At 68.0% G+C, this 24,979-nt stretch carries 24 protein-coding genes and 1 tRNA gene; 13 read left to right on the top strand and 12 right to left on the bottom strand.

What is annotated here, in order from left to right:
- The first annotated feature begins 36 nt into the window (after nucleotides 1–36).
- The 3 genes from ACQUSX_RS14180 to mscL are packed head-to-tail and all read left to right on the top strand — an operon-like array spanning nucleotide 37 to nucleotide 1,348.
- Nucleotides 37–630: a 5-formyltetrahydrofolate cyclo-ligase gene (locus ACQUSX_RS14180; protein ID WP_428907547.1), complete on the top strand. Its 594-nt coding sequence runs from the start codon at nucleotides 37–39 to the stop codon at nucleotides 628–630.
- 12 nt (nucleotides 631–642) lie between these two features.
- Nucleotides 643–915 (top strand): FmdB family zinc ribbon protein, encoded by a 273-nt coding sequence (locus ACQUSX_RS14175; RefSeq protein ID WP_428907546.1) that lies wholly within the window; start codon nucleotides 643–645, stop codon nucleotides 913–915.
- Nucleotides 916–940: 25 nt separating this feature from the next.
- Entirely contained in the window at nucleotides 941–1,348 is a 408-nt protein-coding gene (mscL, locus tag ACQUSX_RS14170) for a large conductance mechanosensitive channel protein MscL (protein ID WP_428907545.1), read from the top strand.
- An 85-nt stretch (nucleotides 1,349–1,433) separates the two neighbouring features.
- On the opposite strand, the gene ACQUSX_RS14165 is transcribed toward mscL, so the two are convergent.
- Nucleotides 1,434–1,619: a hypothetical protein gene (locus tag ACQUSX_RS14165; protein ID WP_428907544.1), complete on the bottom strand. Its 186-nt coding sequence runs from the start codon at nucleotides 1,617–1,619 to the stop codon at nucleotides 1,434–1,436.
- Complete coding sequence (locus tag ACQUSX_RS14160) at nucleotides 1,612–5,253, bottom strand: AAA family ATPase (protein ID WP_428907543.1); 3,642 nt, start codon at nucleotides 5,251–5,253, stop codon at nucleotides 1,612–1,614. Before ACQUSX_RS14160 ends, ACQUSX_RS14165 begins: the two co-directional genes overlap by 8 nt.
- A gap of 399 nt (nucleotides 5,254–5,652) precedes the next feature.
- Between ACQUSX_RS14160 and ACQUSX_RS14155 the strand changes: the two genes are divergently transcribed.
- Nucleotides 5,653–6,129: a methylated-DNA--[protein]-cysteine S-methyltransferase gene (locus ACQUSX_RS14155; protein WP_428929978.1), complete on the top strand. Its 477-nt coding sequence runs from the start codon at nucleotides 5,653–5,655 to the stop codon at nucleotides 6,127–6,129.
- 75 nt (nucleotides 6,130–6,204) lie between these two features.
- Here the strand turns inward: ACQUSX_RS14155 and ACQUSX_RS14150 are convergent, their stop codons facing one another.
- On the bottom strand, nucleotides 6,205–7,824 hold the full coding sequence (locus ACQUSX_RS14150; protein ID WP_428907541.1) for a solute symporter family protein: 1,620 nt from the start codon (nucleotides 7,822–7,824) through the stop codon (nucleotides 6,205–6,207).
- Nucleotides 7,821–8,168: a DUF485 domain-containing protein gene (locus ACQUSX_RS14145; RefSeq protein ID WP_428907540.1), complete on the bottom strand. Its 348-nt coding sequence runs from the start codon at nucleotides 8,166–8,168 to the stop codon at nucleotides 7,821–7,823. Before ACQUSX_RS14145 ends, ACQUSX_RS14150 begins: the two co-directional genes overlap by 4 nt.
- A 138-nt stretch (nucleotides 8,169–8,306) precedes the next feature.
- Between ACQUSX_RS14145 and ACQUSX_RS14140 the strand changes: the two genes are divergently transcribed.
- The 3 genes from ACQUSX_RS14140 (at nucleotide 8,307) to ACQUSX_RS14130 (ending at nucleotide 9,699) form a co-directional block, all read left to right on the top strand.
- Nucleotides 8,307–9,134, top strand: coding sequence for a LuxR C-terminal-related transcriptional regulator (locus tag ACQUSX_RS14140; protein ID WP_428907539.1), 828 nt, complete (start codon nucleotides 8,307–8,309; stop codon nucleotides 9,132–9,134).
- Between the two features lie 91 nt (nucleotides 9,135–9,225).
- Nucleotides 9,226–9,567 (top strand): histone-like nucleoid-structuring protein Lsr2, encoded by a 342-nt coding sequence (locus ACQUSX_RS14135; RefSeq protein WP_428929977.1) that lies wholly within the window; start codon nucleotides 9,226–9,228, stop codon nucleotides 9,565–9,567.
- Nucleotides 9,568–9,625: 58 nt separating this feature from the next.
- Nucleotides 9,626–9,699 (top strand) — tRNA-Arg (locus ACQUSX_RS14130).
- 20 nt (nucleotides 9,700–9,719) lie between these two features.
- Here ACQUSX_RS14130 and ACQUSX_RS14125 read toward each other — a convergent pair.
- From ACQUSX_RS14125 to ACQUSX_RS14115, 3 genes are all read right to left on the bottom strand, one after another.
- Nucleotides 9,720–10,217: an HNH endonuclease gene (locus tag ACQUSX_RS14125; RefSeq protein WP_428907538.1), complete on the bottom strand. Its 498-nt coding sequence runs from the start codon at nucleotides 10,215–10,217 to the stop codon at nucleotides 9,720–9,722.
- A 307-nt stretch (nucleotides 10,218–10,524) separates the two neighbouring features.
- Nucleotides 10,525–11,244, bottom strand: coding sequence for a M23 family metallopeptidase (locus ACQUSX_RS14120; protein ID WP_428929976.1), 720 nt, complete (start codon nucleotides 11,242–11,244; stop codon nucleotides 10,525–10,527).
- Between the two features lie 342 nt (nucleotides 11,245–11,586).
- Nucleotides 11,587–12,288 carry an iron-dependent transcriptional repressor DtxR gene (locus ACQUSX_RS14115; protein WP_428907536.1) on the bottom strand — a complete coding sequence of 234 codons (702 nt, stop codon included), beginning with the start codon at nucleotides 12,286–12,288 and terminating at the stop codon, nucleotides 11,587–11,589.
- Between the two features lie 98 nt (nucleotides 12,289–12,386).
- Between ACQUSX_RS14115 and serC the strand changes: the two genes are divergently transcribed.
- Complete coding sequence (gene serC, locus ACQUSX_RS14110; RefSeq protein ID WP_428907535.1) at nucleotides 12,387–13,496, top strand: phosphoserine transaminase; 1,110 nt, start codon at nucleotides 12,387–12,389, stop codon at nucleotides 13,494–13,496.
- Nucleotides 13,497–13,512: 16 nt separating this feature from the next.
- Here the strand turns inward: serC and ACQUSX_RS14105 are convergent, their stop codons facing one another.
- Nucleotides 13,513–14,106 (bottom strand): DUF3027 domain-containing protein, encoded by a 594-nt coding sequence (locus tag ACQUSX_RS14105; RefSeq protein ID WP_428907534.1) that lies wholly within the window; start codon nucleotides 14,104–14,106, stop codon nucleotides 13,513–13,515.
- On the bottom strand, nucleotides 14,090–14,470 hold the full coding sequence (locus ACQUSX_RS14100) for a cold-shock protein (RefSeq protein WP_428907533.1): 381 nt from the start codon (nucleotides 14,468–14,470) through the stop codon (nucleotides 14,090–14,092). Before ACQUSX_RS14100 ends, ACQUSX_RS14105 begins: the two co-directional genes overlap by 17 nt.
- A gap of 101 nt (nucleotides 14,471–14,571) precedes the next feature.
- Here ACQUSX_RS14100 and ACQUSX_RS14095 point away from each other — a divergent pair, with 101 nt between their 5' ends.
- Genes ACQUSX_RS14095 through ACQUSX_RS14085 form a run of 3 tightly spaced genes read left to right on the top strand, consistent with a single transcriptional unit; the run spans nucleotide 14,572 to nucleotide 18,225 of the window.
- The gene (locus tag ACQUSX_RS14095) at nucleotides 14,572–14,847 is read left to right on the top strand and encodes a multidrug ABC transporter ATPase (protein ID WP_428907532.1); all 276 of its coding nucleotides are present in this window, start codon (nucleotides 14,572–14,574) and stop codon (nucleotides 14,845–14,847) included.
- Between the two features lie 3 nt (nucleotides 14,848–14,850).
- Complete coding sequence (locus ACQUSX_RS14090) at nucleotides 14,851–16,536, top strand: helicase-associated domain-containing protein (RefSeq protein WP_428907531.1); 1,686 nt, start codon at nucleotides 14,851–14,853, stop codon at nucleotides 16,534–16,536.
- 45 nt (nucleotides 16,537–16,581) lie between these two features.
- Nucleotides 16,582–18,225 (top strand): DNA repair helicase XPB, encoded by a 1,644-nt coding sequence (locus ACQUSX_RS14085; protein ID WP_428907530.1) that lies wholly within the window; start codon nucleotides 16,582–16,584, stop codon nucleotides 18,223–18,225.
- On the opposite strand, the gene ACQUSX_RS14080 is transcribed toward ACQUSX_RS14085, so the two are convergent.
- From ACQUSX_RS14080 to ACQUSX_RS14070, 3 genes are all read right to left on the bottom strand, one after another.
- Nucleotides 18,212–18,361 carry a hypothetical protein gene (locus tag ACQUSX_RS14080; RefSeq protein ID WP_428907529.1) on the bottom strand — a complete coding sequence of 50 codons (150 nt, stop codon included), beginning with the start codon at nucleotides 18,359–18,361 and terminating at the stop codon, nucleotides 18,212–18,214. The two genes, ACQUSX_RS14085 and ACQUSX_RS14080, sit on opposite strands and share 14 nt — an antisense overlap.
- A 114-nt stretch (nucleotides 18,362–18,475) precedes the next feature.
- On the bottom strand, nucleotides 18,476–21,427 hold the full coding sequence (gene pbp4b / locus ACQUSX_RS14075; RefSeq protein WP_428907528.1) for a penicillin binding protein PBP4B: 2,952 nt from the start codon (nucleotides 21,425–21,427) through the stop codon (nucleotides 18,476–18,478).
- A 196-nt stretch (nucleotides 21,428–21,623) separates the two neighbouring features.
- Nucleotides 21,624–22,493 carry a MurR/RpiR family transcriptional regulator gene (locus tag ACQUSX_RS14070; RefSeq protein ID WP_428907527.1) on the bottom strand — a complete coding sequence of 290 codons (870 nt, stop codon included), beginning with the start codon at nucleotides 22,491–22,493 and terminating at the stop codon, nucleotides 21,624–21,626.
- Nucleotides 22,494–22,688: 195 nt separating this feature from the next.
- Here ACQUSX_RS14070 and ACQUSX_RS14065 point away from each other — a divergent pair, with 195 nt between their 5' ends.
- Complete coding sequence (locus ACQUSX_RS14065) at nucleotides 22,689–23,627, top strand: N-acetylmuramic acid 6-phosphate etherase (protein WP_428907526.1); 939 nt, start codon at nucleotides 22,689–22,691, stop codon at nucleotides 23,625–23,627.
- Nucleotides 23,628–23,676: 49 nt separating this feature from the next.
- Nucleotides 23,677–24,969: an ABC transporter substrate-binding protein gene (locus ACQUSX_RS14060; RefSeq protein WP_428907525.1), complete on the top strand. Its 1,293-nt coding sequence runs from the start codon at nucleotides 23,677–23,679 to the stop codon at nucleotides 24,967–24,969.
- Nucleotides 24,970–24,979: the final 10 nt, after the last annotated feature.

Below are 24,979 nucleotides of genomic sequence, written 5' to 3'. Positions count from 1 at the left end.
GTGGTTGCTCCGGTTTACGGCCCGTAAGATCGGGGCATGCGGAGTGAAGCGGAACAGCAGAAGCGCGCGCTGCGCGCAGAACTGCGCGAACGACGTCAGCTGCTCTCCGAGGCGCAGCGCGGCGAGTGGGCGATCGGTCTCGCCGAGCAGTTGGATGCCCTGGTCGCAGCGCACGGCGCCCGCTCCGTGTCGTGCTTCCTGTCCAGCACCACTGAGCCGGACACGCGGGTGTTCCTCCGCGGCGCTCTGGAACGCGGCATCCGAGTGCTGCTGCCGATCACCCGCGCCGACGGCCTGCTCGACTGGGCCGTCGCAGACGATGCCGACGAAGTCACCGAAGGGCTCTTCGGCCTGCCCGAGCCGACCGGCGAGGTGCTGGGGCCGATCGCGGTCAACGATGTCGACCTCATGATCATCCCCGCCGCCGCGATCGACCGTGAAGGCACGCGACTCGGGTGGGGACGCGGCTACTTCGACAAGACGATCGGCTCGATGGAGAAATGCCCTCCCGTCTACGCGGTCATCTATGATTCGGAGGTACTCGATTCGCTGCCGCGCGAGGTCCACGATCAGCCGGTGGACGGCGTCGTCACACCGACGCAGACCATCGCACTCTCCGCGCGGAACTGACACGGAGCTCCTATGCCCACCTATGCCTACGCCTGCACCGCATGCGATCACCGCTTCGACGCGGTGCAGTCCTTCTCTGAGGACTCCCTCACGATCTGCCCCGAGTGCGGTGGCTCGCTGCGCAAGCAGTACGGATCGATCGGGGTGACCTTCAACGGCGGCGGCTTCTATCGCACCGACTCGCGCGTCGATGGCGGCGCAGGGAAGAAGGATCAGGCATCATCGAAGTCGGACTCTTCGACGAGCTCCGCCCCGGCGCCCGCGAAGACCCCGGCCTCGTCCTGAGGTCGCTCACACACCAGGGGGACCCATGATCCAGGGCTTCAAGGAATTCATCACCAAGGGCAATGTGATCGACCTCGCAGTCGCGGTCGTCATCGGCGCTGCTTTCACCGCGATCGTCAACGCGGTCGTGTCGGCGATCATCACTCCGCTCGTGTCACTGTTCTTCGATGCGAGCGCGACGGGTGAGATCGGCATTCAGATGCACGGCATCTACGGCCAGGAAGTCACCTTCCCGATCGGCGAGCTGATCTCCGCCGTCATCAGCTTCCTGGCTGTCGCACTGATCGTCTACCTGGTCTTCGTCGTGCCGATGAACAAGTACAAAGAGCACCAGGCTGCGAAGAATCCCGCCGTCGAGGAGGAGACGCTGCCGACCGAGCAGGAATTGCTCATCGAGATCCGCGACGCCCTGCGCAGGGACAGCGCCGGCTGAACCGGAATCACCGATCCGAGAACGCCCTGCTCCTTCGGGAGCGGGGCGTTCTGCTGTCCGAGGGTCAGCAGCGCGGCGGGACTCTTCAGTAGTGCGGCGGGACTTCGCGCAGCATCCGATCGTCGTTCGGTCCGTGCGCGCCCTTGGGCGCGTCCCTGCGCTCCTCACGGGCGTGCGGCTCGGAAGTGGTGCCCTCGACCGGGGTGAGTTTTGCGCGACGCGATCCGGGGACCCGCACGATCCGCTGCCGGTCGGCTTCCTGATCAGCCATCGAGGTCGAGCGGCTGCGTGTCGTTCTCGGCGCGGACAGCATCCGCTTCGATCCCGAGCACCGACGCGATCCGTCTGGCGACCGTCGCGGGATCGCTGTAGAGGTCGAAGGCGTGCACACGCACATAGTGCCAGCCGAGCCTGCGCAGCACCTGCGGGCGCAGCCGCAGGCTCTCCCGCAGCGACTCATCCCGCGATTCCGGATCGGACTCGATGACGACTGCGCGACCATCGTGCTGCGCGACCAGCGGCAGCAGCCCGCGATAGTCGACGTCGACGGACGCTCCGAGACGGCGCAGTTCGCGCGCCAGCGCGAGGGTCAGCGGATCGGCGAGATCCTCGAGCCGCGCGTCGCGGGCTCGTGCTGCCAGACCGCCGAGGATCGACATCAGGGTGGACGCTCCGTGCTCGAGGCGTCCCTCGTCGAACGCGGACGGGCGAATGCACGAGACGATGACCATCGACCGGCGGGCGCGCGTCATGCCGACAGTGAGCAGCCGCTCGCCATCCTCCAGCGACAGGTCACCGAAATCGCTCAGCACCCGGCCGTGCTTGGTGAGGCCGTATCCGAGCGAGAAGATGACCCGGTCGCGGCTCTCGGCGACGGACTCCTCCAACGTCAGCACCGCGAAGGGCTCCGCCGTGTCTCGACCGACGAAGTCCGCGACATCCGACCTGCCCGCGAACGCGGATGCGACGGCCGCGCGCACTCGTTCGGCGTGCCGCCTGCTCGCGGTGATCACCATGAGCGTCTCGGTCGGTCGATGCACGGCGTGCTCGACGACCAGGGTGACGACGCGAGCGACCTCGGCCTCGGGACTCTCCACCGCGCCCGTCTGCGGGTCGGGCGTGCCGACACCGCCTTCGACGTAGTCGACGGTGAGGCTGCCGCGGCCGAGATACGAGCCCGCCCAGGGCAGCGACACGATCTCGCCGCCGTAGAACGCGTCGTTGATCAGCTCAGCGAGGTCCTCGCCGCCGGCCCGGTAGCTCCGCGTGAGCGTCACGACCGGCAGCAGCTCGGCCAGGCGTTCGAACACCGACACGTCGTCGAACTCGACCTCGGGCTCCCATCCGGCATCCGGCAAAGTTGCGACGGTGAACGGAGTCGGGCGCTGCGTGACCGAATCGCCGAAAGCGACGACCTGGCGGGCCCGGCGAATGGCGGGCGCGGTCTCGGCGAGGTTCACCGCCGCGGCGTCCACCAGCAGAACCGCGTCGAACTCCACGGAGTCCGGGATCTCTGGGACCTCGTAGGGAGAGGCGATCCACACCGGCGCGAGCACGCGGATCAGATCGGGCGCGGCCGACACGATCTCGGCGGTGCTGGCCTCACCCGACTTCAGCGCCTGACGCAGATGCCTGGCCTGCTCGGGCTCATCGACCAGCGCGATGCGCCACTGGTTCGCCAGGTTCCAGGCCAGCAGCGGCCCCGCCATCGCCGTGTGAGCCTCGTCTACGAGCCGGAAGTCGCGCTCCAGCCGATCGACGACCGCGGTGTTGGCGCCCAGAAGCGAACGGTCGTCCTGCAGTGCGCGCTCGAGCAGAGACTGCCACCAGGCGAATTCGAGTTCGTCGGCCACTCGGTCCTCGGGAACGTGACGCACCGACAGATCGGAGAGCAGCGGGCGCAGCCCGACGCCGGTCAGAGCGTCGCGGATCTCGGTGCGCTCCACGAGGTTGTCGAACACGGCCGATCGCGCCGCCAGGCCTGACAGGGTGCGCACCAGACGAGCCACAGGCAGCGAGGACAGCGGCTCCTTGCGGCCGATGGCCGCGTCGAGTTCGCTCAGTTCGGCGGAGACCCGCTGCCAGGCGACGTGCACGTCCGAGAGCCCGAGCGGCACCTGCGGTGCGACACCGGCATCGACGTAGCGCTGCCATTGGGTGCGCTGCTGCTGGATGCGCAGCAGCGCCTCATGCATCTCGCTCACATGTGCGCCGGGGCGGACGTACTCCCGTGCCAGCTGCTTGAGCCTGCGTCGGTTCGCGCCGGACATGCCGGGCGAGTCCCGCCGGGATCCGTGCGCTTTGATGAGCTCGCCCAGCGGCCGCTCGAAGGCGGTGGGGCTGAACCGGTCCAGCGAGTCGCGGATCCCCTGCAACAGTCGCACGTACTCGCCGAGCTCGTCGATGGTCGAGAACGGGCGCATGCTGGTCTGGGCGATCAGCTCGTATCCGCGCTCGAGCAGCGCGGGCACCGCGGTGGAGTGCAGTCGCCCGGCGAGGGCATGCGCGTGCTGCGCGGCCTCTGCGCTGTCGAAGCTGACGCCGTACCAGGGCGAGTCATCCGGGCCGAAACGGAACTCCCCCAGTCGCGCGGCGCGGGTCAGCGCCTGCGCGGCGTCCCGGCGGTCGCCCGCGATGTTCTCGAGCGCCTGCAGCGACAGACGTGCACCCGTCGACGGCGGCACCGGCTGAACTGCGAGACGCGCGAGCTGCCGTGCGGCATCGAGGACGGATGCCCCGGTGCGGCCGACCGGCTGCGTGAGGGCTGAGCGGTAGTCGCGAAGCACGGCGCGCAGGCGCACGAGCGCCTCATCGACCTCGGTCGCCTTCGGCTGCGATGCCTTCTCGCTGCGCGCGATCGCCTTGATGAGGTCGCGACGCGCGGCCGACGGGGATATCGCGAGACCGTCGAGGCCGATCCCCGCGAGCCGGTGCGTGACGCCATCGAGCGTGGAGCGTCGCGCCGAGACGACGAGGACCCGCTTGCCCGCGCGGACGAACGCGCCGAGCGCGTTGATCACTGTCTGCGTTCCGCCGGTTCCCGGCAGAGTGGCGACGACCAGTGAGTGGCCCGCGGCGATGCGCGCGAGCACATCCTCCTGCTCGGCATCCGCATCCAGCAGCAGACTCTCCGACGCAGGAGCCCGCTCATCGGGCCCGGGGACCTTCGGCGTCTCCCGACGAGCCGAGACCAGCTCACGATCGGAGGCGTGACCGCCGAGTGCGTTCAGCACCGGATGATCGAGGTCGACCATGTCTCGGACCATGGCGCCGGCGACGTCGGCGAAGGTCGAGACGATCAGCCGCGGATGCACCGCGAACGTGTCGATCGACTGCGTCAGGGCGCGCAGCTGATCGATGACCGGCTGCGGCTTGAAGATCCCGCCGTCGTAGGCGAGCGCTGCGAGCGCGACCGGATCGACATCGATGCCGAAGTGCTCACGGGAGATGCGCACGAGCTCCGGGTTGACCTCGAACGCGCCGTGCAGCTTGAGTTCGAAGTCGGCGTGGTGCCGCCGGATGGCCAGCGGTCGCAGCAGCACGGGCGCCGAGAAGTCCGCGCCGCCCAGCCGCCACCGGGCGATGCCGACCGCGAGCCGGACGGCGTCGATCCCGCGCACCGTGCGCAGTTCGGTGTTGCGCGTCGTGATGCGCTCAGCGGCCATCCGCGCCGTGCGCAGGCCCACCTCGTCGCGGAACAGATTCGACAGCAGCGTGGACCGGCCGGTGATGAACTGGGGCAGGCTGCCGGGGTGCGCCTTGGAGATGTCGATGCCGGCATCCGACGCATCGGTGAACGTGACCAGCGGCGACGGGCCGCCGAGGTCGGCGGCCTCGGCACGCAGCGCGGTGCGCTGCGCCTCCGCCGCGTGCGCGATGTCGACGCCGGTCGATGAGTCGCTCATATCGCCGAGTCTCATCGCGGTGTCCGCCTCCGCATCCTCGGCGCGCTTCGCATCTCGTCGCCACACATCGCCCAGCCTAGGTGCGACACGCGCGGGCACCGGTATTCCGAGCCGTTTCGGGTCGATTCCGCACCGGCGGGCGGTCTGAGACCTCTCTGCACAATCGGCGGATTCGCTGCAGTTGTCCACCGACACCGGGGGCAGCGGGTTCCGGTGTCGTCGGCGGCAGGAAGATGGTGACATGAGCTTCCGATACGACTTCGCCCCCACTCCGTTCGGCGATGCGCTGGCGGTGTTCTCGGATGCCGGGATCGTCGGCTTCGACCTCTCCGAGGCTGAGGACCCGAGCGTCCCCTGGCTGCTGGAGANGCCCCCACTCCGTTCGGCGATGCGCTGGCGGTGTTCTCGGATGCCGGGATCGTCGGCTTCGACCTCTCCGAGGCTGAGGACCCGAGCGTCCCCTGGCTGCTGGAGAACTTCAGCCGTCGCCTCGGCGTCGCGCCGGGACCGGACCCCGGCGCGGCCGACGAGCTGGCGCACCTGCTCGCGGCGTACTTCGAGGGCGAGCCGATCCGATTCGACCAGCGCATCCGATTCGACTGGCGCCTCGTCGACGGGTTCGCCCGGTCCGCTCTGCAGGCGGTGTGCGACATCCCCTGGGGCGAGACGATGAGCTACGGCGAAGTGGCCGTCGCCGCCGGCAGCCCCGGAGCGGCCCGCGCTGTCGGAACCGCGTGCCGGCTGACTCCGCTCTCGGTCATCGTGCCCGTGCACCGCGTGATCCGCTCGGACGGGACACCAGGGCACTACGGCGCCCACCCCGAGCGGAAGCGGTTCCTGCTCGATCTCGAACGCGAAGCCGGTTCGAGATCGTGAACGAAGCGGACCCCGGCGAGTAGGCCGCCGGGGTCCGCTGGAAGGTCAGCGCACGATCACTGCACAGCCATCCCTCTAGTGGTCGACCGCCTTCTCGGCCCCGAAGCCGGTGAGCGAGCGCACCTCCATCTCTGCAGCGAGCGCACGCGACTCCGCGGTCCGCGCGGTGACCGTCCCGAGCCAGCCCAGGAAGAAACCGAGCGGGATCGAGATGATTCCGGGATTGCTCAGCGGGAAGATCGCGATGTCGATCCCGGGGATCATGGACGTCTCCGAACCGGAGAACACCGGCGAGATCACGATCAGCCCGATGGCGCCGAGCAGACCGCCGTACATGCTCCAGACCGCACCGCGGGTGTTGAACTTCTTCCAGAACAGCGAGTAGAGGATCGTCGGGAGGTTCGCGGAAGCCGCCACGGCGAACGCCAGTGCCACGAGGAAGGCGATGTTCTGCCCCTGGGCGCCGATGCCGCCGATGATCGCCAGGATCCCGATGACGACCACGGTCCGGCGAGCCACCTTCACCTCGCCGTTCGAGTCGGAGGTGCCCTGACCGCTCTTGCCGCGCTTGATCACGTTCGCGTAGATGTCGTGCGCGAAGGAAGCGGCTGCGGTGATGGTGAGCCCCGCCACGACAGCGAGGATCGTCGCGAACGCCACTGCCGATATGAAGCCCATCAGCACCGGGCCGCCGAGCGCCTGCGCCAGCAGCGGTGCCGCGGAGTTGACCCCGCCCGGTGCGGCCGTGATCTTCTCAGGGCCGACCAGCGCGCCTGCGCCGTAACCGAGCACCAGCGTCAGCAGGTAGAACCCGCCGATCAGCCAGATGGCCCAGACGACCGAGCGACGCGCCTCCTTGGCGGTGGGCACGGTGTAGAAGCGCATCAGCACATGCGGCAGACCGGCGGTGCCGAGCACCAGCGCCATGCCGAGTGAGATGAAGTCCAGCGGGTTGGAGCCGTACTGCAGTCCGGGTCCGAGGACCTTCTCGCCGGAGGGCGACTCGGCCACAGCGGCCTCGAGCAGCGTGTTCAGGCTGAAGCCATTGAGCGCGAGGACCCAGATGGCCATGCCCACCGCCCCTGCGATCAGCAGGCCGGCCTTCACGATCTGCACCCACGTGGTGCCCTTCATCCCGCCGATCAGGACATAGACGATCATCAGCACGCCGACGATCGCGATGACGAGGGACTGTCCCACCTTGCTGTCGATGCCGAGAAGCAGCGAGACGAGTCCGCCGGCGCCCGCCATCTGTGCGAGCAGATAGAAGAAGCAGACCGCGAGACTCGTGATCGCTGCGGCCATGCGCACGGGACGCTGCTTCAGCCGGAACGCCAGCACGTCGGCCATCGTGAACTTGCCGGTGTTGCGCATCAGCTCCGCGACCAGCAGCAGCGCGACCAGCCAGGCGACCAGGAAGCCGATCGAGTACAGGAATCCGTCGTAGCCGTTGATGGCGATTGCGCCGCAGATGCCGAGGAACGACGCCGCAGAGAGATAGTCGCCCGCGATGGCGAATCCGTTCTGCGTGCCGCTGAATGATCGGCCGGCGGCGTAGTAGTCCGCGGCGGTCTTGTTGTTGCGGCTGGCGCGGATGACGATGAACAGCGTCACCGCGACGAATGCTCCGAAGATGACGATGTTGAGCACAGGGTCATTCTGCGACTGCGACGCTGCGAGGGTCACGGAACTCATGCCGTCACCTCCGCCTTCTCGAGATCCTCACGGATCTCGGTCGCAATGGGATCCAGCTTTCGATTCGCGAACGCCACGTAGGCCATGGTGATCGCGAACGTGGTCACGAACTGTCCGAGGCCAAATAGCAGCCCCACCGTGATGTCTCCCCATACACGCTGACTCATGAAGTCGACCGCGAATGCCGCCAGCAGCACATACGCGAAATACCAGATGAGGAAGAACGCCGCGAGCGGGAAGATGAATGAGCGCTGCATGCGCTTCAGTCCCTGAAATCTCTCCGATTCCTCCACCGCGATGTAGTCGATACCGCCATCGGATTCGTCGATGATCCGATCTGTCATGAGGCCTCCTTGCCGCATGTCCGTTCCCTCACGACGGCGCCGTGAGGGGTGATAAGGTCGACGCTACGAAAGGGGCTGGCGGTGTCGTCACCCCCGAAAGTTGGTATCCGTTTGAGAACGACAGCACAGTCCGATCCTGTGGAGACGCTCGTTGCAGGTGGCGTGCGCGAACTCGCTCGCCGCACGCACTTCCCGGTCGCATTCGGCGGCCTCATCGACGGCGGGGTCGTCAACGTGACGAGCATCGTCGGCAACCGCACCCGCAGCCTCGACGGCTTGAAGGTTCGCCCCGAGCGCGGCCTCGGCGGCCGGGCGATGATCGAGTTGCGCCCGCGGATGACCAACGACTACCGCACGTCGCAGCAGATCACCCACGACTACGACGTGTTCGTGCTCGGGGAGGGGTTGCGCACGCTGCTGGCTCTGCCGATCGTGGTCGACGGTCGCCCCCGCGGCGTCCTGTACGCCGGAGCGTGGGAGGAGTCGCAGATCGGCGGAGTCACGACCGCGCCGGCCATGGCCGTTGCACAGCGGATCGGCACCGAGCTGCGGATCCGCGACGAGGTCGAGCGGCGGGTGCAGGCGAGCGCCACCTCGCACGCTCTGGACGCCCCGCAGCGTGAGAACCTGCGCGAGAGCTTCGCCGAGCTGCGCAGCATCGCCGCCGCGCTCACCGATCAGTCACTGCGCGAGCGTCTCGCTGTGGTCGAGAAGCGCCTGCTCGGGATCACTGAGCCGACTGCGACACCGATCACCGAGCCGCTTCCCACCGTGCATCTCTCGCCTCGCGAGACCGACGTGCTCGCCTGCGCCGCGTTGGGATCGACCAACGCTGAGATCGCCCTTCAGCTGGGGCTTCGCGAAGGCACGGTGAAGGCGTATCTCGGAGCGGCGATGTCGAAACTGGATGCTTCGACACGGCACGCCGCCGTCACGCGTGCAAGACGAATGGGCCTGCTGCCCTGAATCGGGTCGGCATTCGATATGCGAATGTCATTACGCTGAGAATGCGCGCGAATTCTTGCGAATTGCCGAATTCGTGAATAGCGTGATCTCCATGGCAAGAAGAATTGTGCACCAGCTGGTAGACGACATCGATGGAACTCTGCTGGAAGTCGGTGAGGGCGAGACAGTTCATTTCTCTCTCAACGGCGTGGCATATGAGATAGATCTGACGAATTCGCACGCCGCGGAACTGCGCGATGCGCTTGCTCCGTACATCGACGCGGGTCGCCGCGCGACGGCATCCGGTGCTCGCGCCGGCGCACCCCGCCGCCGCGCAGCCCGCAATTCCGAGACGGGCGCGATTCGCGCCTGGGCGAAGGAGCAGGGCCTCAAGGTCTCTGAGCGCGGTCGCATCCCCGCAGACATCGTCGATGCGTACAACGCCGCGAACTGACACCCCGATGGCAGTGGCCGAGATCCTTCGATGATCTCGGCCACTAGACTTGTCGGGCGCCTTCGTAGCTCAGTCGGATAGAGCAGCCCTCTCCTAAAGGGCAGGTCGCAGGTTCGAATCCTGTCGAGGGCACCTACCAGACCCACGCCCGCCTACGCCGCCAGCGCGAGATACGGCTCCCAGCGCGGGTCGCCGCGCTCCGCACCGCGTACGGTCCAGGCCGAGCCTCGCGGTGCCTGCGGCGCCGAGCGCAGCGCCCAGCCCATCTCCTGCGGCGTGCGGTCGCTCTTGTCGTTGTTGCACTTCAGGCAGCACGCGACGAGGTTCTCCCAGCTGTTCGCTCCCCCGCGCGATCGCGGCAGCACGTGATCGATGGTCGCCGCAGACCTGCCGCAATAGCCGCACCGGTGATCGTCGCGGCGCAGGACGCCGCGACGCGTGACCGGAAGACGCCGCATCGCCGGGATTCTCACGTAGCGGGTGAGCAGGATCACGACCGGGCGCTCATACGCGCTCTGCCCAGCCCAGACAGGGTCGTTCTCGACGTGTTCGATCACGCTCGCCTTCTCGTTCATCACGAGAACCATGGCTCTCTTGAAAGAGACCACCGTCAGCGGCTCGTATCCGGCGTTCAGGACCAGTGTGCGCATCGTCGTCATCCTCTCGATCCGCCGGGATGGCTTCCCGGCACTCTCGACTCACACGACGCCGCATTGGCGGCAGGCGTCCACAGTGACGAGAAAAGGCGCTGTCTGCTGACAGCGCCCTTCATGCTCGACGGTGCCGAGCCGTCCCTGCGGATGAATCCGGCGGAACCCACGACCGAGCGCATCCATGGTTCGGATGCCCGGTATCAGTCCCATCGGCTGCTCCCGCCCGTACGACGACGCGTACAGGCTAGCCCATCGAACTGGATGGTGCGGTAACCGCGGGTGAACAGCCCGAACGTGTCGGGGGTCAGGCGTTGACGCGCAGCCATCCGATCGGCTCGACGAGCGATCCGTTGACCTCGACCTCGAAGTGCAGGTGCGCGCCGTAGGAGCGACCGGTGTTCCCGACCTTGCCGATGAACTGGCCGGCCTGGACTGTCTGCCCCGCCTGGACGGCACGCGTGCCGTTGGTCATGTGCGCATACAGGGTCGAGACGCGCTTTCCGCCGACGACCGAGTCGATGACCACGGCGACGCCGTAGCCGTAGTGGCTCTCAGAGGAGATGCGGACCACACCGGACGCGGCGGCGAAGATCGGGGTGCCTGCCGGAGCGACCATGTCGGCCCCGTTGTGACCGTTGCCGAGCGTGCGGCTGACGTAGTAAGAGCCCTGCGGCACCGGGTAGCGGACCGCTCCCGAGCCAGCGGCGACCAGACGCAGGTCTGCATCGCTGATCTGTCCGCCGCTGCCTGCGGATGCCACACGTGCGGCTGCAGCGGCGCGCGCCTTCGCGGCGGCTTCGGCCTTCTTCTTCGCGATCTCCTCAGGAGTCGTCGCGGAGTAAGTGCCTCGGGCCAGCGGTGCGGCCGTGGCCTCGCTGGCGACGACGAGCGACTGGGCGTCGCTGACAGCCATCTGCTGCAGCGTGGTGGCGTCAGCATCCACGGGCTTGGTGGCGGCGTATGCCGGCAGGGCGACTGCCGCAACCAGCGCGCTCACTGCGGCGAAGATCGCCACGGTGCGCATCGGCTTCACGCTGGTGCGGGGTCGGCGTGCGGCACGACGTCGTACGGGCTTGTTGTCTACAGCTGTCTCGTTCGTGACGATATCTGCGGCCAAAAGGGATTCCTCCTGCGCCTCCGCGCTCGGGTAAGCGCTGGCTCGTCAGCAATGTCGATTCTCGGGCACGTATGACACGGCACGTTGTGCGAACTACTCGCGAAGACGACGAGCCAGGGAGGCGATCTTCGCGATTCGTCGTCCGCGGGCTTCATTCACGGACGACCTCACCGAGGTTACCGGAAGATAACGATCCTGTCACCCTCAGAACCTGGCAATCCCATGCACCGACACAAAAGTGCGCCTTGATCAGGCATTTGTCTGCACGAGGAAGATGTGCGACGCGAGTTCCACCGGCAGTTCCAAACCCTCTTCGCTGCCCTCCATCCGGATCAGGACGTAGCCCTCGCTGTACCGGTACTCGCCCTTGGCTCCGGGCACGACCCCGGCTTCGCGCAGCTGCTCGAGCAGCTCCGGATCCACCTGCGCGGGCTCGGCGAGGCGCCGCACGGTGCCCTCGATGGGGCCGCCCTCGGCGTCCAGCTTCTTGACCAGGCCGATCACGCCCTGATCGAACGAGGGCGTCGGGATGTCGCCGAGCTGGTCGAGCCCTGGGATCGGATTCCCGTAGGGCGATTCGGTCGGATGCCCCAGCAGCTCGACGAGGCGACGCTCGACCTGCTCGCTCATCACGTGCTCCCAACGGCAGGCCTCGTCGTGCACGTAGGCCCAGTCCAGGCCGATGACATCGGAGAGCAGCCGCTCGGCCAGCCGGTGCTTGCGCATCACGTCCACGGCCTTGCGGCGGCCGGAGTCGGTCAGCTCGAGCCTGCGATCCTCTGAGACGACGACGAGACCGTCGCGCTCCATGCGCCCGACGGTCTGGGAGACGGTCGGACCGGAGTGCCCCAGGCGCTCGGAGATGCGCGCGCGCAGCGGAACGATGTTCTCCTCCTCGAGCTCGAGGATGGTGCGCAGATACATCTCTGTGGTGTCGATCAGATCGGTCATTCGGCCCCTCCGGAGTTCTCAGCAAGCCTACCTTCTCGGTGAACGCGGTCATCCGTCACACGGAGGGTCGACGGGTGCGAGCGCCCTACAATCGAGCCATGGCGATCGAGATCCCGCGTGAACTCCTGCCCGTCGACGGACGCTTCGGCTGCGGTCCGTCCAAAGTGCGCCCTGCGCAGGTCGAGGCCCTCGCCTCGGTGGGGACGAGCCTGCTCGGCACCTCCCACCGTCAGGCGCCGGTGAAGAACCTGGTCGGCAGCGTGCGCGAGAGGCTCGCGACGCTTTTCCGCCTGCCCGACGGATACGAGATCCTGCTCGGCAACGGCGGATCGACCGCCTTCTGGGACGCCGCCGCCTTCGGGCTGATCGAGCGTCGCAGCCAGAACCTCGTCTTCGGTGAGTTCGGCGGCAAGTTCGCCAAGGCCGCCGGTGCGCCGTGGCTGGAGGCGCCGGACGTTCGCAAGGCGGAGCCCGGCTCGCTCACAGACGCCGAGGTCGTCGACGGCATCGATGTCTACGCGTGGCCGCACAACGAGACCTCCACGGGCGTTGCCGCGCCTGTGCGGCGCGTGGTGGCCGACGGTGCCCTCACGGTGATCGACGCGACCAGCGCCGCGGGCGGCATCGATTTCGACGTCACGCAGGCCGACGTGTACTACTTCGCTCCGCAGAAGAACTTCGGCTCGGACGGCGGGCTGTGGCTCGCCGCAGTCTCGCCGTCGGCCATCGAGCGGATCGAGCGGATCGCGGCATCCGACCGGTACATCCCCGAATTCCTGAGCCTCAAGAACGTCGTGGACAACTCCCGTCTCGACCAGACCCTGAACACCCCTGCGCTGAGCACGCTGCACCTGCTCGACAGCCAGCTGGAGTGGATGCTCGACAGCGGTGGTCTGAGCTGGGCATCCGCTCGCACCGCCGAGTCGTCAGGCCTGCTGTACGACTGGGCCCTGGCATCCGAGGTGGCAACGCCGTTCGTCGCGGATGCCGCGCACCGCTCCCCCGTCGTCGCGACCATCGACTTCGACGAAAGCGTGGATGCCGCCGCGATCGCCAAGACGCTTCGTGCGAACGGAATCGTCGACACCGAGCCGTACCGCAAGCTCGGTCGCAACCAGCTGCGGATCGCGACGTTCGTCTCCATCGAGCCGGATGACGTGCGTCAGCTGATCCGGTCGATCGAGCACGTCCTCGCACATCAGGGCTGAGATCGCCCGGCGAGGGCTACTCGGCGTCGTCCGCTGAGTCGCCCTCGTCAGAGTCTTCGTCGTCGGAATCTTCGCGGCCGTCGGAGCCCTCGTCGTCGTCGGAGCCTTCGTCCTCATCGAGCTCGTCGATGTCGACGCCGTCGAGGTCACCGCCGTGCAGGTGGGGCGATCCGTCCTCGTCGAAGTCCGAGGCGTCGAGGTCGTCGACGTCGTCGAGATCCTCGCCGTCGCTGTCACCGTCATCCGCAGAATCCGCCTCGGCGTCATCCGTCTGCTCGCCCTTGGCAGCGAGTTCCGCCTGGTGTGCGCGGTACTCAGCGAGCCGCTCGGCCCATGGCACCCAGTCGGGCGCCAGCAGAGCGCTGTCGCCCGGCATCAGCTCGACCTCGAGCACGGTCGGCTCGGCGTCATCGACCTGCGCGATGCTCACCGTCCAGTACCAGCCGGGGTATCCGGGGAGGCGGTTCTCGAATCGCAGCGAGACCGCACCGCTCTCCTCCACCGTGTGACCGGCGGGCGGTCCGACGGTCGAGGCAGGCGTGATCTCGTGCAGCGCAGCCAGTGCCAGCTCGCGCGTCGCCGAAGCGAGCTCGTCAGGCGTCGAGGTCATCAGCGACCTTACGCAGCACGGCGGCCACCTTGCGGCTCGTCCCCGACGAGGGGTAGCGGCCGCGGCGCAGGTCTCCGCCCACGTCATCGAGCAGCCGAACCAGGTCCTCGATGATGACGGCCATGTCGTCGGCGTTCTTGCGCGTGGCCTTCGCGAGGCTCGGCGGGGCGTCCAGCACCCGCACCGAGAGCGCCTGCGGTCCGCGACGGCGATCGGCCAGCCCGAACTCGACCCGCGTGTTCTTCTTCACGGTGGCGCCTGCAGGAAGGGCAGAGGCGTGCAGGAAGACGTCCTGGCCGTCATCGGATGCGATGAAGCCGAACCCCTTCTCGTCGTCGTAGAACCTGACCTTGCCGGTGGGCATGGGTGAACCTCACAGTGAGAACGTCTGAAGAATCGCGCGGCGGCGCGACCCCCTCCAGCCTACCGGTCTGCGCACCGCCCACAGGCGATACGCTGAGTCTGATGAGCAAGCATGTGAACAGCACTGAGCCGCGAATCGGCCGGTTCGATCGATTCCTCGCGTACACGGCACTGATCCTGGCCGCGGCGTCGATCATCAGCTTCTTCGCGATCATCATCGGCACGTCCACCGGGATGAGCCAGGAGTCGTTCGGCGTCGGGATCTGGCCGTTCGTCGCCGCGCTGCCGCTGTTCGGCCTGCCACTGGCGTTCGCGATGATCATCGCTCTGCTGGTCATCAGCTTCGTGCGCAAAGGACGCGCGGACAAGAAGCCCTGATCCATGAGCACCCATGCGCGGCCGCTGGCCCATCGGCTCGCTGAGATGAGCGATGAGCAGCTTGAGGAGCTGCTGCGCATCAGGGCCGTGCGTGCGGACGTCGACTGGGACGACTTCTTCGACGCCGCCGAGGCCCTTCTCGAGCCGGCATCGATCGAGCGCGCCCTCGCCGCTCTCACCAGGGCGGAGGCCCGCGCGCTGCGCGGGGCGGTCGACTCCCGGTCGGATGCTGCCGATGCGGGAGCCCTCATCGCGTTCGGCCTGCTCGATGACGAAGGACGCGTGCCGGCACCGGTGGCCGAGCTCGTGGCATCCGCTCCCGCGATCGCCGAGGATGCGCCGGCGCAGCCGCGACCGGCATCGGCGTCCACCGCGGCCCGCGCCGCCGAGCGCGCATTCACGACGATCGGCGCGCTGGGCGACATGCTCCTCGCCGCGCGCTCCGCACCACTGGGCCTGGTCGGCACGGGCGCGCTGAGCGCCACCGAGCGCAAGCGCTTCGCCGAGCCCGGCGATCCCGATGACCTGCGCACTCTCGCCGAGCTCGCGGACCTCGCCCGTCCGGTCGATCGGGAGCTGCGCGTCACCATTGAGGCCGACGCATGGCTCGATTCCTCGTTCGCGCCGCGCTGGCGGCAGGTGACGCTGGCCTTCCAGGCGGCGCTGCCCCGCGGCATCCGATCCGGCGACGGCTGGATCGAGCCGTCACAGTGGCGGCTCGCGCATCCGTGGGATCCGGCCTGGCCGGGGCGGGCCGCGCGACTGCACACCCTCGCCGTCCTGCTCGGTCTGGTCGCCGAGGACGGCGCGGAACCGCAGTGGACGGCCGATCTGCGACAGGGTGGCGCCATCGGTACCTCGTCCCTTGAGGCGCTGCTGCCCACCGAAGTCGACCGGCTGTTCCTGCAGAACGATCTCACCGCGATCGCCCCCGGCCCCCTGCAGCCCGCTCTCGACAACCGCCTTCGCGCGATGACCGAGCACGAGTCGGCGGCGCAGGCATCTTCGTACCGGTTCACCGGGGATTCCATCGCGCGAGCGCTCGTGGACGGCGAGACCGCGCAGGGGATCCTCGATTTCCTCCGCGAGGTGTCACTGACGGGGCTGCCGCAGCCGCTTGAGTATCTGGTGGCGCAGACCGCCGCCCGGCACGGGCTGGTCCGGGTCGGACCGGATGCCACCGGCGGCACGATCGTGTCGAGCTCCGACATCCACCTGCTGGAGGCGATCGAGGTCGATCGCAATCTGCGGCCGATGGGGCTCGTGCGCGATGGCGAGCGGCTGACATCGCGGGTCGGCGCCCAGACCGTCGCGTGGGCGCTGACGGATGCCCGGTATCCGGCGACCCTGGTGGATCGCGACGGCGCCGCCCTCGCGACGGACCGCTCGCGCGTCATCGCCGGCCGCACGCGCGCAGCGGTCTCGTACGCGCCGCTGATCACGCGACTGCGCTCACGGCAGGGGCCGGACGCCGACGCCGCATGGCTCCACCGCGAGCTCGAGGCCGCTGTGCGCGCACGGGCTGTGGTGCTCGTCGAGGTCGCGATGCCGGACGGGTCCAGCCGCGCGCTGACGCTCGAGGCATCCGGCATGGGAGGTGGACGCCTGCGCGGGCGCGACCGCGCAGCGGATGTGGAGCGGACACTGCCGGTGCGCAGCATCCGCTCGGTGCGACTGCTGGAGAGCTGAGCGGCGCGCGTCCAGCCCGAAGCGCGGCCGGTAGACTGGTCTGCTATGTCTGATGGCCCCCTGATCGTCCAGAGCGACCGCACCGTGCTGCTCGAGGTCGCGCACGCCGACGCCGAGTCCGCCCGGCACGAGTTGGCGATCTTCGCCGAACTCGAGCGGGCGCCGGAGCACATCCACACCTACCGGATCACGCGGCTGGGCCTGTGGAACGCCCGCGCCGCAGGGCATTCGGCCGACGACATGCTCGAGCCCCTCGACCGCTGGTCGCGCTTCCCCGTGCCGCCGTCCGTCGCGGTCGATCTGCGCGAGACCGTCAACCGCTACGGCCGTCTGGTGATCGAGCGCGATGACGAGGGCACCCTGGTGCTGCGCTCCACCGACCCGGCGGTTCTCACCCAGGTCGCGAACAACAAGCGCATCCAGCCGCTCCTGATCGGGCATCCGACGCCCGACAGCTTCGTCGTCGACGCGTGGGCACGAGGGCAGATCAAGCAGGAGCTGCTGAAGATCGGCTGGCCCGCCGAGGATCGCGCGGGGTACACCCCGGGCACCCCGCACGAGATCGAGCTCGACGAGAGCGGCTGGCAGATGCGGCCGTACCAGCAGCAGGCCGTCGACGCCTTCTCGAAGGACGGCTCGGGCGTCGTCGTGCTCCCCTGCGGCGCCGGCAAGACGATCGTCGGTGCCGGTGCCATGGCAGCCACCGGCACCACCACGCTCATCCTCGTTACCAACACGGTCTCGGCTCGGCAGTGGCGCGATGAGCTGCTCAAGCGCACCTCGCTCACGCCTGAGGAGATCGGTGAATACTCGGGCCAGGCCAAGGAGGTCAAGCCCGTCACCATCGCCACGTACCAGATCCTCACCGCGAAGCGGAAGGGACAGTACGCTCACCTGTCGCTTCTCGACGAGATGGACTGGGGACTGATCGTCTACGACGAGGTGCACCTGCTGCCCGCGCCGGTGTTCAAGCTCACCGCCGACCTGCAGGCGCGGCGCCGCATCGGGCTGACCGCGACACTCGTGCGCGAGGACGGCCGCGAGGGCGACGTGTTCAGCCTGATCGGCCCCAAGCGCTTCGACGCACCGTGGAAGCAGATCGAGGCGCAGGGCTTCATCTCCCCCGCCGCCTGCTATGAGGTGCGCGTCGATCTGCCGCCGAGCGATCGGCTGGAGTACGCCGCGGCCACCGATGACGAGCGCTACCGCCTCGCGGCATCCGCACCCGCCAAGATCACCGCGGTGCGCGAGCTCATCGACAAGCACCCCGGCGAGCGCATCCTGGTCATCGGGCAGTACCTCGATCAGCTCGAGACGCTCTCCGACGCCCTCGGCGCACCGCGGATCACCGGCGCGACTCCGGTGGATGAGCGCGAAGAGCTCTACCGGCAGTTCCGCGAGGGCGAGATCTCGCTGCTCGTGGTCTCGAAGGTCGCGAACTTCTCCATCGACCTGCCCGAGGCATCCGTCGCCATCCAGGTCTCCGGTTCGTTCGGCTCACGACAGGAGGAGGCGCAGCGCCTCGGACGCCTGCTGCGTCCGAAGCAGTCGAACCACACGGCGAGCTTCTACACGCTCATCGCGCGCGACACGGTCGATCAGGACTATGCCCAGAACCGCCAGCGCTTCCTGGCTGAACAGGGCTACAGCTACACGATCATGGACGCGCACGAGCTCACGGCTGCGTAGCGGGGCGCTCCTCGCCGGGCTTCAGGCCGCAGCGCCAGCAGGGCGCGGCCAGGTCGTCGAGCATGGCACCGCATTCCGGACACACCTTCGAGAGCCAGCAGGCGCTGTCGCCGCCCTCGAACTCACCGTCTTCCATGAGATCGACGCTACTCCTCGCCTGGCGGGGACGGGTCAGTGCTGCCGCAGCCGAATGATCCGCTTCCGGCGCCGGCTCATCGCACCGACGACGGAAGCGGATCACACGGGCGTATCAGCCGACGCGGGCCCTGCGCCGCATCAGCAGCACGGCGCCGCCGAGCATGAGCAGCATCGAGGCGCCGATCAGCCCGATCGCGGCCGCGCCTCCCGTGTCCGGCAGCGTACCTCCCGTGTCCGGCAGCGCACCGCCCGCGTCCGGCAGCGCACCGCCCGCGTCCGGCAGCGCACCGCCCGATCCGGTATCCCCATCGGCATCCGTGTCGCCTCCGGCGGCGATCACGGTGAGCGTCGCCGCGGCGCTCTCAATCGATCCGACCGCGTTGGTGAAGACGGCACGGTACTGCGTGCCCGACTGGGCCGCCGTCGCCGCCGTCACCGTCAGCGTGGCGGAGGTGGCCCCGTCGATGTCGGTCCAGACCTCACCGTTCTCGGACGACTGCCAGCGGACGCTCGGCGTCGGGCTTCCGGATGCTGAGGCAGTGAACACCGCGTCCTCGCCGGCCTTAATCGTGGCATCCGAGGGGTCGGCCACGATCGTGGGCGCGGTCGTCTCCGCCGGCGCCTCCCGGACCGTGACGACGACCTCGGCCACCAGCGGCTCGGAGCCGGGCAGCAGCCAGGCTGGGCGCAGGAGCGCGCCCCGGAGCGTCTGCTCGCCGCTGTTCGACCCGTCGAAGTCCTCCAGATCCCACTCGACGGGCACGCGATGCTCCCCGCCGTCGACATCCGTCACGGACACCATCGCCGGCAGCGCGGCGTCGACGTCTGCGGCGACGGCGCCGAACTCCGCTTCGATCGGCGCGACCGCCGCGACGGCGTCCTCGTGGAGATAGTCCACGCCGGTCGGGTTGAGAGCCTTGTAGACCAGCCCCACGAAGGGGACGAGATCGGCGGCGGAGAGCCCAGCGGTGGCGAAGCCATTCGGCGGGTTCGTCACCGGCGCGTGGATGCGCGTGGTGAGGATCGTCACGGTCATCCGGTGCACGGGATCGATCACCGTCAGCGTGCCGGTCCACCCCTGGTGCCCATAGCTGTGCCGGCTGGCGCCCCAGTTGAAGTAGTAGTACTGGGTGCCGCGGAACGAGTGGACACGCCACCCCAGCCCCACCGACGAGGTGTTGGCCGTGTTGCCCGGCCCGACGAAGGGCTGGACGAACTGCTCGGCCGTCTCCTTCGAGAAGTACTGCCGCCCGTCGTAGACGCCGCCATTGAGCATCAGCTGTGTCAGTGTCGCCATGTCCGCGGTGGTGGAGAAGAGACCGGCGTGACCGGCAACTCCCGCCATCGCGTAGTGCGCCTTCTCATCGTGCACCTCGCCGCGCAGCGTGTACTCGCGGATCGGCACCGGCTCGCCGTCGTCCAGGGTCCCGAAGGAGACGTTCCCGTCGCGGGTGTTGCCATTGAGTTCGGTCGCGGCGATGCGCTCCGCGGGGATTCCCGCTTCGAGCGGGCGGAACCCCGTGTCGCCGAGACCGAGCGGGCCGTAGAACTCCTCCTCCAGGTACACGTCGAGTCGCGACCCGGTGATCTGCTCGACGAGCAGCCCGAGGATCATATAGTCGACGTCACTGTACGCGAAGGTCGTCCGGGGCGCATAGCGCAGCGGCGAGCGCGAGATCGCGTCGATGATGCCGGCGCGATCGTCGGGATCGTCGGTCTGATACCAGAGGCCGCCGGCCGCACTGCGGTTAGGGTACTCGGGGTCGGGGATCAGCCCGCCGACGTGATTGAGAATGTCGCGCACCGTGATGGTGTGCTTCCCCGTGTACACCGCCGGGATACCGCCGGCGCCGCCGACCGTCCACTTGCCGGTGTACTCGGAATTCGCATCCGTGAAGTCCTCCCACCCGGGGAAGCTCTGGATCGTCCGGTCGAGATCCAGTTCTCCCTCGCTGACCAGCCGCTGGATGGCGTAGTTGGTCGCGTACATCTTGCTGTTCGAGGCTAGGTCGAACACTGTGTCGGTGGTCGCGGGCGTGCGCTGGTCGAGTGGGAGAAGGGCCGCCGGCGTGACCGAGCCGTCAGGCGCGATCGAGGTGGAGTACTTCTGCGCCCACCCCCAGGCGTCGTTCTTGACGAGCTTGCCGTCCTTGACGACGGACACGGCCATAGCCGCGTAGCCCGCATCGACCTGCTGCTGGGCGAATACGTCCAGCTCGCCGAGAACCGCGGGGTCGAAGCCGACCGCGGCCGGGTCGGCCTCGGCCACCACGGCGTGGCCGGCGTCCTGCGGCTTGAGCAGGAAGTAGCCATCCGGATGCACGAGCGTGCCCACCTGGAGCATGCGCTCGAGGGAGCCGAAGGAGATGTGATAGACAGCGGAGGTACCGTTGCCGGTCTTGTAGCCGTCGATGTCACGGAACACCATCTGCAGGCCCGTGTGCGTGTTCAGCATGCTCGTGGTGGTGTTCGAGGCGACACGATCGTGATCGATCGCGATCTCGTGGTAGTCGCGACCGTAGTAAATGGTCAGGAGAGGCGTGCTGCCTGTCGCATGGCCGTCGAAGACGTATCCATTGGCGGCGATCGGGTTGGCCGGATGGAACACGCCCAGCAGGTCGCGCAGCGCGGTGTGCGGCACGTAGACCTTGTCGTCTCGGACCGTCGCGAGCTCGGGCGAGACCGGGATAGGCTCCTCGTAGACCCGAGGATCCCCGTCGACGACCCAGACCTCGGCGAGCCCGCCCTCGGCCTGGACGTAGCGGAGGTCACCCGGGAAGGCACTGTCCGCGCCGACGCGGAACCCGAGGGTTGCGTCGTCCGCGGCATCCGCGAAGGTGAAGGACGACACCTCCCCGTAGGCGTCGACGGCGGCAGAGGAGTCGCTCGGCGCGCTGCCGTCGAGGAGCTGTGCGGCCACTTCCCCAGAGGGGCGTGGCGTCGAGTCGGTGTAGTGGACGATGAGTGTCACCCCGTCGGCGGCACCTGCGGGAACCGGGGCGAGTAGGGTGATGACGAGGAAAGCGGCCCCGGCGGCGGCTATTCGTCTCAGGAGGGTTTTCACAGGGAACTCCAGTGTTTCGGGTCGTCGTCGACACGGCGTGTGGCCGCGCGCGATCACCGGATGCTCGGTGTGGGAGCAGGGCTGGAGCGGCGTCTCAGATGTCGGCTTCGCGCTTGGTGGAAAAAACTACCAGAATGCGAAGCGATTGAGTAGAAACTTTTCCAATATCGCGGCGCATCCGGCGGTCCGCCAGGATTCAGCTGCCGTCGAGGCGATGCGCCTGAACGGCATCGTAGGTCCGACGCAGCAGATCGCCGACGCGATCGATGCGCCCTTGGAGCAGCCGGACGACGAGGAAGTCGATGATCGCCATCTGAGCGAGACGGCTCGACATCGCTCCGGTGCGGTAGCGGGATTCCCGCACGCTCGTGACAAGGAGCTGGTCGGCCACCGACGCCAGTGGCGAGTCGGGGAAGTTGGTGATCGCCACCGTCGTCGCCCCGAGCCCACGGGCGAGGTCTAGCATCTGGTTCGTCTCCAGAGTCTGTCCGGAGTGGGAGATCCCAATTGCAACGCTGCCCGGATCAGTGAGCGCGAAGGATGTCAGCGCAAGATGGGCGTCCGCCCAGCAGAAGCAGGGGATCCCGACGCGATGGAGCTTCAGCTGGAGGTCCTGGGCGGTCAGGCCACTTGCGCCCGCCCCGAAGACATCGATGCGCGGAGCCTCGCGGACGGCGGCGACGACCGCGTCCAAAGCGTCGAGGTCGAGCCCGCGAGCCGTCTCCTCGATCGCCCGCGCCTCTTGGTACGCGACCTTCGTGACGAGGTCGAGCGCGGAGTCGTCGGCGTCGATCTCAGCATCGTCGACACGGAACAGTTCACGCGCCGCCTCCTCCCGGCTGTTGGCCGCGGCGATGGCGATGCGGAACTCCTTGTAGCCACTGAATCCGACATTGCGACACAAGCGAGCCACAGACGCCGGAGAGGTTTGCGCGAGCTCTGCGAGGCGCGTGATCGTCGACTCCACCACGATCGATGGATGCTCGATCACGAACTCCGCGGTGCGCAGCTCGGACCGCGACAAAGAGGGCATCCGCTGCCGGAGGGCGACGAAGACGTCTGTCATGGGTTCCTCCGGTGCTCATCGACGGACCCGGCTCGCCTACCCGCGCCCGCCACCTGGGAATGGTATCGCCCCGAGCCCTCCACACGCAGGATTGATCGTCAAACTGAAAAAAATAATCAAAAAACTTGGCAAATATGATTTTTTTATCCATACTGGGGTCTCAACTCTCCACGAAGCGAAGGACGTGCCCGGCGAATGCCCGCGATTCAGAACCAGTTCAACAGCTCTTCGGACGACGCTGCGCCTCTGTCGCCGACCGAGCAGCGGCTGCCGGAGTCTGCCGATCTAGACGCACGCTCCAGCCTCGAGGTGCTCCGCCTCCTCAGCGCGCACGACCGCATCGCGGTCGCTGCCGTCGAGAACGCGCTCCCCCTGATCGCCGCGCTGGTCGACGTTGCCGCAGAGAGCTTCCGACGCGGCGGTACCGTGCACTACTTCGGCGCCGGGACCTCCGGCCGTCTCGGGGTGCTCGACGCGGCGGAGCTCCTGCCCACGTTCAATCTCGACGCTGGAAGGATCGTCGCTCACATCGCCGGCGGGCCCGACGCGCTCGTCAACGCCATCGAAGGCGCGGAAGACTCCGAGGTGGAGGGCCTCGCGGCAGCTGCAGGCATCGGCCCGGACGACGTCGCCATCGGACTCGCCGCCAGCGGCAACACCCCGTACGTCGGAGGCGCGCTTCGTCAGGCGCGCGAAGCCGGAGCCCACACCGCTCTGATCTCCAGCAACCCCCACGCACGCCTCGCATCGCTCGCCGACACCAATATCGTGCTCGACACCGGCCCGGAGGTGCTGACCGGATCTACCCGGCTGAAAGCTGGAACAGCCGAGAAGCTCGTGCTCAACGGATTCTCCACAGCACTCATGATCGCCGTCGGACGTACCTGGTCAAATCTGATGGTCTCCGTCGTCGCCACCAATGCCAAGTTACGCGATCGCACCCTCCGCATCCTTCGCGAGGCCGCGAACCTCGACGATCAGACCGCGCAGGCCCAACTCGACGCCGCCGACGGAGACCTCAAGACAGCGATCGTCGCCTCGGTCCTGCACACCGACGTCGCCGCGGCCCGCTGCCTTCTCGCAGACAGTTCCGGCTCCGTGCGCGACGCTCTCGCCGCAGCATCCGCCCCTTGATCCGACCCTTCCCACGCACGCACGCCCCACCACCAAGAATGGAGAAAACATGAAACGTCGTCATCTCATCCCGGCGGCCGCCCTGGCTGTCGGCGCACTCGCACTGAGCGCATGTGCACCCAGCAGCAGCTCGAATGGCGATACCCCTCAGGACCCGACGGGTGAAGAGATCACCCTGGAGGTATGGTCGTGGCGCACCGAGGACGTCGCCGCCTACAACAGGATCTTCGATGTGTTCACCGCCGCCCACCCCGGCATCAAGGTGCAATTCGAAGCGTTCCAGAACACCGAGTACAACCAGCTACTGGCCACTGGGCTCGCCGCCAGTGACGGCCCGGACATCGCCCAGGTGCGTTCGTACGGCCAGTTGCAGGCCAATGTCGAGGCCGGCCAGCTGGAGCAGATCGACAGCACGGTCTCGGGTCTAGACCAGTTCCCGGCGCACGTCATCGACAGCTCCAAGGGCACGGACGGCGGCATCTACTCGGTCCCCTTGGCGACCCAGACCTTCCAGGTCTACTACAACAAGGCGATCTTCGCTGAGCACGACCTCGAGGTCCCGACCACCTGGGACCAGTTCCTCGATGTCCAGGAGACCTTGCTCGATGCGGGGATCACGCCCCTGGCCGTCGGAGCGAAGGACGATTGGGTGCTGCCCCTCATCCACGACACCTTCGGCTCGTCGCGCTACGGCGGCTCGGAGTTCCGCGAGAAGGTCCTCTCCGGCGAGACCGACTTCACCGATGCCGATTACGTAGCTTCACTGCAGGTCCTCGACGACCTCGCGAAGTACATGCCCGAGCAAATCACCGGCGTCGGCGTCGTGGAGGCGCAGATGCTCTTCACCTCCGGACAGGCCGCGCAGTATCCAGGCGGCTCCTTCGACCTGGCGGCCCTGCGCGATCTCGCTCCGGACCTGGACCTCGGGACCTTCCCCGTCCCGGCTCCCCCCGGGTCGGTGCAGAACGCCCCCTCGGTTCCGTCCTGGGCCGATGGCAACTTCGCCATCAGCGCCAACTCCCCGCACAAGGAGGCGGCCGCCACCCTGCTGAGCTGGATGACGACCGCGGAGTTCGGCCAGCTCGTGGCGGACGAGCTCAACATGTTCTCGGCCATTCCCGGCGTGACCTACTCCGACCCGGTCATGGCGGAGACCTGGGCCGACTACGAAGCCGGCGGCCAGCCGTACATCCTGCTGATCGACTTCCGCTTCGGCGACCCGTTCGGCACTGCGGTGCTCGGCGTCGAGGTCCAGCGGATGTTCCTGGGCGAACAGGATGCGGCCGGCGCGGCCGCTGCGCTGCAGGACGGGGTCGCGGCCTGGTTCACTCCCGGCCAGTGAGCTCGTCCGA

Origin of the sequence: Microbacterium alcoholitolerans (assembly GCF_050408615.1) — a bacterium.
Classification (GTDB): Bacteria; Actinomycetota; Actinomycetes; order Actinomycetales; family Microbacteriaceae; genus Microbacterium.
The sequence above is the reverse complement of the archived record's forward strand: the minus strand, read 5'-3'. Positions and strand labels throughout refer to the sequence as shown.

Bases quoted from the DNA above. Each gene is read 5' to 3' on its own strand.
- ACQUSX_RS14180 (WP_428907547.1), top strand. From the start codon at position 37: ATGCGGAGTGAAGCGGAACAGCAGAAGCGCGCGCTGCGCGCAGAACTG.
- ACQUSX_RS14175 (WP_428907546.1), top strand. From the start codon at position 643: ATGCCCACCTATGCCTACGCCTGCACCGCATGCGATCACCGCTTCGAC.
- mscL (WP_428907545.1), top strand. From the start codon at position 941: ATGATCCAGGGCTTCAAGGAATTCATCACCAAGGGCAATGTGATCGAC.
- ACQUSX_RS14165 (WP_428907544.1), bottom strand. From the start codon at position 1,619: ATGGCTGATCAGGAAGCCGACCGGCAGCGGATCGTGCGGGTCCCCGGA.
- ACQUSX_RS14160 (WP_428907543.1), bottom strand. From the start codon at position 5,253: ATGAGCGACTCATCGACCGGCGTCGACATCGCGCACGCGGCGGAGGCG.
- ACQUSX_RS14150 (WP_428907541.1), bottom strand. From the start codon at position 7,824: ATGAGTTCCGTGACCCTCGCAGCGTCGCAGTCGCAGAATGACCCTGTG.
- ACQUSX_RS14145 (WP_428907540.1), bottom strand. From the start codon at position 8,168: ATGACAGATCGGATCATCGACGAATCCGATGGCGGTATCGACTACATC.
- ACQUSX_RS14135 (WP_428929977.1), top strand. From the start codon at position 9,226: ATGGCAAGAAGAATTGTGCACCAGCTGGTAGACGACATCGATGGAACT.
- ACQUSX_RS14125 (WP_428907538.1), bottom strand. From the start codon at position 10,217: ATGCGCACACTGGTCCTGAACGCCGGATACGAGCCGCTGACGGTGGTC.
- ACQUSX_RS14120 (WP_428929976.1), bottom strand. From the start codon at position 11,244: ATGCGCACCGTGGCGATCTTCGCCGCAGTGAGCGCGCTGGTTGCGGCA.
- ACQUSX_RS14115 (WP_428907536.1), bottom strand. From the start codon at position 12,288: ATGACCGATCTGATCGACACCACAGAGATGTATCTGCGCACCATCCTC.
- serC (WP_428907535.1), top strand. From the start codon at position 12,387: ATGGCGATCGAGATCCCGCGTGAACTCCTGCCCGTCGACGGACGCTTC.
- ACQUSX_RS14105 (WP_428907534.1), bottom strand. From the start codon at position 14,106: ATGACCTCGACGCCTGACGAGCTCGCTTCGGCGACGCGCGAGCTGGCA.
- ACQUSX_RS14100 (WP_428907533.1), bottom strand. From the start codon at position 14,470: ATGCCCACCGGCAAGGTCAGGTTCTACGACGACGAGAAGGGGTTCGGC.
- ACQUSX_RS14095 (WP_428907532.1), top strand. From the start codon at position 14,572: ATGAGCAAGCATGTGAACAGCACTGAGCCGCGAATCGGCCGGTTCGAT.
- ACQUSX_RS14090 (WP_428907531.1), top strand. From the start codon at position 14,851: ATGAGCACCCATGCGCGGCCGCTGGCCCATCGGCTCGCTGAGATGAGC.
- ACQUSX_RS14085 (WP_428907530.1), top strand. From the start codon at position 16,582: ATGTCTGATGGCCCCCTGATCGTCCAGAGCGACCGCACCGTGCTGCTC.
- ACQUSX_RS14080 (WP_428907529.1), bottom strand. From the start codon at position 18,361: ATGGAAGACGGTGAGTTCGAGGGCGGCGACAGCGCCTGCTGGCTCTCG.
- ACQUSX_RS14070 (WP_428907527.1), bottom strand. From the start codon at position 22,493: ATGACAGACGTCTTCGTCGCCCTCCGGCAGCGGATGCCCTCTTTGTCG.
- ACQUSX_RS14065 (WP_428907526.1), top strand. From the start codon at position 22,689: ATGCCCGCGATTCAGAACCAGTTCAACAGCTCTTCGGACGACGCTGCG.
- ACQUSX_RS14060 (WP_428907525.1), top strand. From the start codon at position 23,677: ATGAAACGTCGTCATCTCATCCCGGCGGCCGCCCTGGCTGTCGGCGCA.